The organism is Cellulomonas fulva (assembly GCF_018531375.1).
Classification (GTDB): Bacteria; Actinomycetota; Actinomycetes; order Actinomycetales; family Cellulomonadaceae; genus Cellulomonas; species Cellulomonas fulva.
Genome location: NZ_JAHBOH010000001.1, coordinates 3,055,911 through 3,063,884, shown reverse-complemented (window position 1 = coordinate 3,063,884; position 7,974 = coordinate 3,055,911). Strand labels below are relative to the sequence as shown.

Annotated in this window: 6 protein-coding genes and 1 rRNA gene; all 7 read left to right on the top strand. The window is 76.0% G+C overall.

Annotated features, from left to right (window positions below):
• The first annotated feature begins 195 nt into the window (after positions 1-195).
• A 5S ribosomal RNA gene (gene rrf, locus KIN34_RS13645) occupies positions 196-312 on the top strand.
• A gap of 2,038 nt (positions 313-2,350) precedes the next feature.
• The gene (locus KIN34_RS13640) at positions 2,351-3,130 is read left to right on the top strand and encodes a hypothetical protein (RefSeq protein ID WP_307858246.1); all 780 of its coding nucleotides are present in this window, start codon (positions 2,351-2,353) and stop codon (positions 3,128-3,130) included.
• On the top strand, positions 3,127-4,182 hold the full coding sequence (locus KIN34_RS13635) for an HAD-IIA family hydrolase (protein ID WP_214351541.1): 1,056 nt from the start codon (positions 3,127-3,129) through the stop codon (positions 4,180-4,182). The genes KIN34_RS13640 and KIN34_RS13635 overlap by 4 nt, the downstream gene beginning before the upstream one ends.
• A 115-nt stretch (positions 4,183-4,297) precedes the next feature.
• Positions 4,298-4,492 (top strand): hypothetical protein, encoded by a 195-nt coding sequence (locus KIN34_RS13630; RefSeq protein WP_214351538.1) that lies wholly within the window; start codon positions 4,298-4,300, stop codon positions 4,490-4,492.
• Position 4,493: 1 nt separating this feature from the next.
• A complete protein-coding gene (locus KIN34_RS13625) occupies positions 4,494-5,303 on the top strand; it encodes a TlyA family RNA methyltransferase (protein WP_214351535.1) in 810 nt (269 codons plus the stop codon).
• Positions 5,300-6,244, top strand: a complete 945-nt coding sequence (locus KIN34_RS13620) for an NAD kinase (protein WP_214351534.1) — start codon at positions 5,300-5,302, stop codon at positions 6,242-6,244. Before KIN34_RS13625 ends, KIN34_RS13620 begins: the two co-directional genes overlap by 4 nt.
• Positions 6,241-7,974 carry a DNA repair protein RecN gene (recN, locus tag KIN34_RS13615; RefSeq protein ID WP_214351531.1) on the top strand — a complete coding sequence of 578 codons (1,734 nt, stop codon included), beginning with the start codon at positions 6,241-6,243 and terminating at the stop codon, positions 7,972-7,974. Before KIN34_RS13620 ends, recN begins: the two co-directional genes overlap by 4 nt.

Sequence of the window (7,974 nt, the reverse complement as noted above, 5' to 3'; positions counted from 1 at the left end):
TCCACGCCCTTCGGGGCGAGAGGCTCCCAGCGAGAACACTGGGTCGATAGGCCGGATGTGGAAGGCAGGACTCAAGACTGCCGCAGCTGACCGGTACTAATCAGCCGACAACTTCACCACAATCATTTATCGCTACGCGTCCACTGTGCGGTTCCCGAGAAACGAACGGCAACCCGTTCGACAACTCGACAAAGTTACGGCGGTCATAGCGAAGGGGAAACGCCCGGTCCCATTCCGAACCCGGAAGCTAAGCCCTTCAGCGCCGATGGTACTGCACTCGCCAGGGTGTGGGAGAGTAGGACGCCGCCGGACACCATTCAGAAGAAGCCACCCCACACGGGGTGGCTTCTTCTGTTTCCCGGGAATGCCACGCCGGGTCATTGCCGACGGGCTCGGCGCCGTCGGCGCCTGACCGTGCGACGCTCGGTGCACGATCGCGTTCCCGCGTAAGCGGAGCCGGCGCTTGCCGCTTCACTCCGAACGACGTGACGCGGCAGCCGATGCGCGGCCAGTGACGACTCGTCAGTTGGGTCCCTGCGCGCGCCGAGGCACTTCTCGCGGTATGCGGGAACACCGTGGCACCTGCAGCGCTGTTCGCGGGGCCGCGGCGGGTGGAGCGCTGCTTGCGGGGACGGCGGCGGGTGCAGCCGCGTTCGCGAGGACCACGGCGGGTCGAGGGCTGCTGAAGAGGGCTGCTCGTGGGGCTGCTAGTGCGGACCATGGCGCGTGGAGAGTTGCCCCTGGGGCGCCTGGCGTACGACCGCGCTGCGCGTGAGGAAGGCCGCCACGTGCGTCGTCCGAGCGGTCGAGCAGCATGCGCGGTTCGCGCGGGTCGCTCCGCGGTGCGGCGGTGCGCGCGGTTGGGCGCGGTGGCGGGTGATGAGACCATGAGGGCCGAACGCGAGGAGATATACAGATGAAGAGTGACGACGACGGCCGAGGCCGTTCGCAGGGTGGCGGGTCCCGCGGATCCGGCTCGGCTCGTTCCGGATCGGGCTCGGGTGGGTCCGGGTCGCGTGGCGCGGGTGCCGGCCGCCAGAGCTGGCAGGGCGGGGCTGGTGCGGGCAGGGACGACCGGTCTGCTCGTGGCGACGCTCCCGGTGCGCGCGGGGGGCGGGCTGCTGGCTCGAGCTGGTCGTCGAGCTCGGGACGCGCGTCCTCCGGTACGGGTCGTCCCTCGTCCTCCGGCCGTCCCACCGGCGGCAGCCGACCCTCGGGTAACGGCCGTAGTAGCGGTAGCGGCGGTTCCGGACGCTCGTCGGGTGGCTATGACTCTTCGCGCGGCGGTACCTCGTCGGGTGGTGGCTATGGCTCGTCGCGTGGCGGGTCGTCCTCGGGTGGGTATGGCTCGTCGCGTGGCGGGTCGTCCTCGGGTGGGTACGGCGCTTCTCGTGGCGACACCTCGTCGCGCGGGTACGGCGCCTCGCGCGGCGGGAACGCCTCCCGCGGTGACTCCGAGTCCCGTGGCTATGGCGCGCCGCGTGGCGACGGCGGTGCACGTGCGGGTCGATCAGGCGCGCCCGATCGCGCGGGGGATGCGGGCCGCGCTCCTCGCACGGGCGCGTGGGGCGACCGTCGCTCCGCGTACGGTTCCGCGGGCGGTCGTGACGGCGGGCGTCCGGCGGGTTCGGACCGCGACCGCGACCGTGCGGGTGCGGGTGCGGGTCAGCGTGGCACGCGCGGCGACGACGCGCGTGGCGGCGGGCGTCCGCCGTCGGCGCGCGGCGGAGGACGCCCGGGCTGGGACTCGAGCCGTCAGGACGACCGTCCCGCGCCGTGGCGCGGTGACCGGGATGGCGGTGCGGACCGGCCCCGCGAGGCTCGCGGTCGTGACGCCCGAAGCCGTGACGACCGTGCCCGTGACGACCGCGCTCGTGATGACCGTGCTCGTGACGAGCGTGGTCGCGACGGTGGCGGGTCCGCTCCGGGTCGGGGCGGTGACCGGCGTCCGCAGGGTTCTGAGCGACCGGTCGGCGGGGGCTGGTCCGACGGACGCCGGACGAGCTCGAGCGGGTCGCGCTACGACCGTCCGGACTCCGGCCGGCCGGCCACGTCGCGGCCGTCGTCGCACGATCGAGGCTCCGGCCCGCGACCGTCCGGTACGCGTCCGTCGTCGGGCACGCGTCCCTCGTCGGACAGGTCCACCTGGGGCGACCGTCCGAGCGGGACGGGGCGCGGCTTCGACGACCGCTCGGACCGCGGGCGCGGCGCGGCCTGGGGCGATCGCGGCGGATCCGGGGACCGGCGCCGCACGGACGACCGGCAGGCGTCGAGCCGTCAGGCCGACGAGCGCCGGGCGAGCCGGCCGCCGCAGGACCAGCGCGTCGCCGGGCCAGAGATCCCGGAGGACGTGTCCTTCAGCGACCTCGACCGCGCCGCCCGGGCACCGCTGCGCACGCTCTCCAAGGAGAACGCGGGCCAGGTCGGGCGGCACCTCGTCATGGTCGGGCGGCTGATCGACACCGACCCCGAGCTCGCCTACGAGCACGCTCAGGCCGCGGTGCGGCGGGGCGGGCGCGTGGACGTCGTGCGCGAGGCCGCCGGGCTCGCGGCGTACCGGACCGGTCGCTACGCCGAGGCGCTGCGCGAGCTGCGCACGGTGCGTCGGCTCAACGGGTCCTCCGAGCACCTGGCGGTGATGGCCGACTGCGAGCGTGGGCTCGGCCGGCCGGAGCGTGCGATCGCACTGGCGCAGTCGCCGGAGGCGCAGACGCTGGCGGCCGAGGCCACCGTCGAGCTGGCGATCGTCGTGAGCGGCGCGCGCCTGGACCTCGGTGAGCCCGAGGCGGCTGTCGCGGCGCTCGCCGCGCCGTCGCTCCGGAAACTGACGGGCGTGATCGGGGTCCGGGTCGCGCAGGCTCGGTCCGCCGCGCTCGAGGCCGCGGGTCGCCCGGCCGACGCCGCGGCCGAGCTCGCGGGCTACTCCGCGGAGCAGCTCGCTGAGGCATCGGGTGAGGTGGACGACGAGGACGACGTCGTGGTCTTCGACGTTGAGGAGGAGCTCGACGAGCTCGACGGCGCGGACGCGGGGGGCGAGCCCACGAGCGACGACCTCGACGACCTCGATGACCTCCCGGTGGACGAGGAGGCGGCCGCCAGTCCGTCGGCCGACCAGGAGGACGACCGATGACGGACGCGCGCAGCGGTGCCGGCCTCGTCGCGTGCGACGTCCCGCTCGTGGAGCGGTACGACCTCGCCCTCGTCGACCTCGACGGCGTCGCCTACCGTGGGCACGAGCCGATCGACCACGCGTCGGACGGTCTCGTCGCGGCACGCGACCGAGGCATGCGACTCGTGTTCGTCACGAACAACGCGTCGCGCGAGCCCGAGCAGGTGGCGGACCAGCTGACGGGGCTCGCCATCCCGACGTCGCCCGACGAGGTCATGACGGCGGCGCAGGCGGCGGCCCAGCTGCTGCGGAGCCGGCTCAAGGCCGGCGAGCGCGTGCTCGTCGTCGGCGGGGCGGGGCTGCGGACGGCGGTGCGCGAGGCGGGGTACGTCGTGGTGGACAGCGCCGACGACGAGCCTGCCGCGGTCGCCCAGGGCTTCGCGCCCGAGGTGGGGTGGACCGAGCTGGCCGAGGCGGCGTACGCGATCGAGCGCGGGGCGTGGCACGTGGCCTCGAATCTCGACCTCAGCCTGCCGACCGCCCGCGGGTTCGCCCCGGGCAACGGCTCCCTCGTCGGCGCGGTCCGCGCGGCGACCGGTGTCACGCCGGACAGCGCGGGCAAGCCGTCGCCCACGATGTACCGCATGGCGGTCGAGCGCGCGGGTGCGCGCTCCGCGCTCGTGGTGGGCGACCGGCTGGACACGGACCTCGCGGGGGCGCGGTCGGGTGGGTTCGACGGCCTGCACGTGCTCACGGGCGTCAGCTCGGCCCGCGACGACGTGCTGGCGGCACCGGGCGAGCGTCCGCACTACGTCGGTGCGGACCTGCGGGCGCTGCTCGTGCCGCACGCGGCGCCGGAGCGCGCGGGCGACGGCTGGTGGCGCTGCGGGAGCGCATCGGCCCGCGTGGTCGACGGCGTGCTGGAGCTCGGGCGCGGCGGCGACGGCGGGCCGGACCACGAGCTGGACGAGGTCCGCGCGGCGTGCGCGGCGGCCTGGGCGGCCGTCGACGAGGGCGTGACCCTCGACGCGTCGAGCGTGCCCGAGCTGGCCGCGGGCGTCACCGCGGGGTGACCCCGCCGGGCGGCGGCCTGTGGAGGCTCCGCGCCCACGTGGGCGACGGCAGGTAGCGTGGGCCCGCGCGGCGCGGACGGCGGCGTGATCGATCGACCTGGCGACGGGAGGCGTGGTGAGCGACGACGAGCAGGCGTGGCCGGACGGCGGCGCCGTCGCCGACGGCGGGGGCTCGACCGGCGACGCGGCGGTGGACGAGGCGCTGCGGTCGCTCGCGGACCTCGACGCCGCACCCCTGGTCGAGCACGTCGCGGCCTTCGACGCGGTGCACGGAGCGCTCCAGGACCGTCTCGCCGAGGCGCAGGGCTGACGTGGCGGCGCGTCTCGACGCCGAGCTCGTCCGCCGGGGGCTCGCGCGGTCCCGCGGGCACGCGGGTGACCTTCTCGCCTCTGGCCGGGTGACGGTCGACGGCCATCCGGTCAGCCGCGCCGCGACGCAGGTCGAGGAGGCCACGAGCGTCACGGTGGCCACGGACGGCGACGACCCGGGGTACGCGTCCCGTGCCGGGCACAAGCTCGCCGGCGCCCTCGACGCGCTCCCCACGCTCGACGTGTCCGGACGGTCGTGCCTCGATGCGGGCGCGAGCACCGGCGGGTTCACCGACGTCCTGCTGCGCCGCGGTGCCCTGAGCGTGTGCGCGGTCGACGTCGGGCACGGCCAGATCATCGACAGGCTCCGGCACGACGAGCGCGTCGACGTCCGCGAGGGCGTCAACGTGCGCGAGCTGCGGGCCGGGGACGTCGAGCCCGCACCGACGCTCGTCGTGGCGGACCTCTCCTTCATCTCGCTCGGGCTCGTGCTGCCGGCGCTCGTGGCGGTCGCGGCGCCCGGGGCCGACCTGCTGCTCATGGTCAAGCCCCAGTTCGAGGTCGGGCGCGAGCGGCTGGGATCCGGCGGGGTGGTGCGCGAGCCCGCGCTGCGGGCCGAGGCCGTCGTGGCCGTCGCCGCGCAGGCCGCCGCCGACGGGCTGGGTGTGCAGGGGATCGTGCCGAGCCCGTTGCCGGGCCCGAGCGGCAACCTCGAGTACTTCCTCTGGCTGCGCGCCGCCGAGGACCCGCAGGTGCCGCGGGACGCCATCGTGGCGGTCGTGTCGGGCGCGACCGAGGGTGGTCCGCTGTGACGCGCCGCGCGCTCGTCGTGACGCACGGAGGCCGGGCCGAGGCGGTCGCCGCGACCGCCGAGGCGGTCCAGGGCCTCGTCGACGCCGGGTTCGAGCCCGTGCTGGCGACCGAGGACGCGACCGCGGTCGACCTGCCGGACTTCGAGGTGGCGGTGGTCCTGGGCGGTGACGGCACGATCCTGCGCGCCGCGGAGCTCACCCGCGAGACCGGGGTCCCGCTGCTCGGGGTCAACCTCGGGCACGTCGGGTTCCTCGCCGAGAGCGAGCGCGACGACGTCGGCGAGGCGGTGCGCCGGCTGACGGAGGGCGACTACACGGTCGAGGAGCGCGGGACGCTGGAGGTGCGCGTGCTGCATCCCGACGGGTCGGTGACGCGGGACTGGGCGCTCAACGAGGCCGCCCTGGAGAAGGGCGAGCGGTCCCGCATCCTGGAGGTCGCGGTCGAGGTGGACGGGCACCCCCTGTCGAGCTTCGGCTGCGACGGCGTCGTGGCCGCGACCGCGACGGGCTCGACCGCGCACGCGTTCTCGGCCGGAGGCCCCGTGGTCTGGCCCGACGTCGACGGCATGATCCTGGTCCCCGTCTCCGCGCACGCGCTGTTCGCGCGCCCGCTCGTCGTCGGCCCGCGCAGCAGGCTCGCGCTGGAGGTGCTCGACCGGTCGCCCGCGGCCGGCCTGCTCACGTGCGACGGGCGCCGTCGTCAGGAGGTGCCGCAGGGCTCGCGGCTGGAGGTGACCCGCAGCGACGTGCCCGTCCGCCTCGCCCGGCTGACTCCCGCGCCCTTCACGACGCGGCTGGTGAACAAGTTCGGTCTGCCCGTCGAGGGCTGGCGCGGACGCCAGCACGGGGGCTCGAGCCGTCCGGCCGACGGCGCCACGAGCGAGGTCGACCGAGCGGACGGACCCGACCACGGCGGACCAGGGACGGAGGCGCCCAGGTGATCGAGGAGATCCGCATCGCGGACCTGGGCGTCATCGGGTCCGCGCAGGTCGCGCTCGGTGCGGGGCTGACGGTCCTGACCGGGGAGACCGGGGCGGGCAAGACCATGGTGCTGACCGCGTTGTCGCTCCTGCTGGGCGGCAAGGCCGACCCGGCGACGGTGCGCACCGGCGCGCCGGGCGCGTCGGTTGAGGGCCGCGTGGTGCTCGCGCCGGGGCACGCCGCCCTCGAGCGCGCCTCGGACGCCGGCGGCGCGGTCGACGACGACGGGAGCCTGCTGCTGGTGCGGACGGTCAGCGCCGGCGGGGACGCCGGCTCGGGTCGCTCGCGCGCGTTCGTCGGCGGTCGGTCGGTGCCGCAGGCGGTCCTGGCCGAGCTGGCCGAGTCCCTGGTCACCGTGCACGGGCAGGCGGACCAGGCGAGGCTGCGCTCCGCGGCGCACCAGCGCGCCGCGCTCGACGAGTTCGCCGGACCCGAGCACGCGGCGACCCTCGCGGCCTACCGCGACGCGTGGACGACGCGCACGCGCGTCCGCGCCCAGCTCGACGAGCTGGTCGAGCGGGCGCAGGACCGTGCCCGCGAGTCGGAGCTGCTGCGCCTCGGGCTGGCCGAGGTGGAGCGCGTCGACCCGCAGCCCGGCGAGGACGTCGACCTGCTGGCCGAGGAGCAGCGCCTCGCGCACACCGAGGACCTGCGGCTCGCCGCCGTCGAGGCGCACGGCGCGCTGGTCGGCGACCCGGACTCGGCGAGCGGCGCGGTGAGCGCGGTCGAGCTGGTCGACCAGGCGCGGCGCGCGCTCGAGCACGTCGCGGCGCACGACGCGGCACTCGCGGGCCTCGCCGGCCGCGTCGGTGAGGCCGGCTACCTCCTGGCGGACGTCGCGACCGAGCTCGCCGCGTACACCGAGGACCTGCAGGCGGACCCGCGTCGGCTCGAGGTCGTCAACCAGCGGCGGGCCGAGCTCGCCACGCTGACGCGGGCCTACGGCTCGGACGTCGCGGAGGTGCTCGAGTGGGCGCGGACCGCCGGGCTGCGGCTGCTGGACCTCGAGGGCGGGGACCAGCGGATCGCCGAGCTGCGCGAGCAGCTGCGCGGCCTCGACGAGACCGTCACGGCGGCGGCCGCGACGCTGAGCGCGACGCGGTCGCAGGCGGCGGAGCGACTGGCTGCGGCCGTGACCGCCGAGCTCGCCGGTCTGGCGATGGGCGGCGCGCGGCTCGAGGTCGAGGTCCGGCCCGCGGCCGAGCCCGGCGCGTGGGGGGCCGACGAGGTCGAGATGCTGCTGGTGCCGCACGCGGGAGCCCCCGCGCGGCCGCTCGGCAAGGGCGCCTCGGGCGGTGAGCTCTCGCGCGTGATGCTCGCGCTGGAGGTCTCGCTCGCGCAGGGTGCGGGGGAGGACCGGCCCGGGACGTTCGTGTTCGACGAGGTCGACGCGGGCGTCGGCGGGCGCGCGGCTGTCGAGGTCGGCCGGCGGCTCGCCGCGCTCGCGCGGGACGCGCAGGTGGTCGTCGTCACCCACCTCGCCCAGGTCGCGGCGTTCGCCGACCATCACCTCGTCGTGAGCAAGTCGACCCAGGCGGGCGTCGACGTCGTGACGGCGTCGGACGTGAGGTCGGTCACGGGCGACGAGCGCGTACGCGAGCTCGCCCGCATGCTCTCGGGGCAGGAGGAGTCGGACGCGGCGCGCACGCACGCCGCAGAGCTGCTCGAGCTGTCCGGCGTGGGACGATGA

Coding starts and splice junctions, on each gene's coding strand:
- KIN34_RS13635 (WP_214351541.1), top strand. CDS start 3,127: ATGACGGACGCGCGCAGCGGTGCCGGCCTCGTCGCGTGCGACGTCCCG.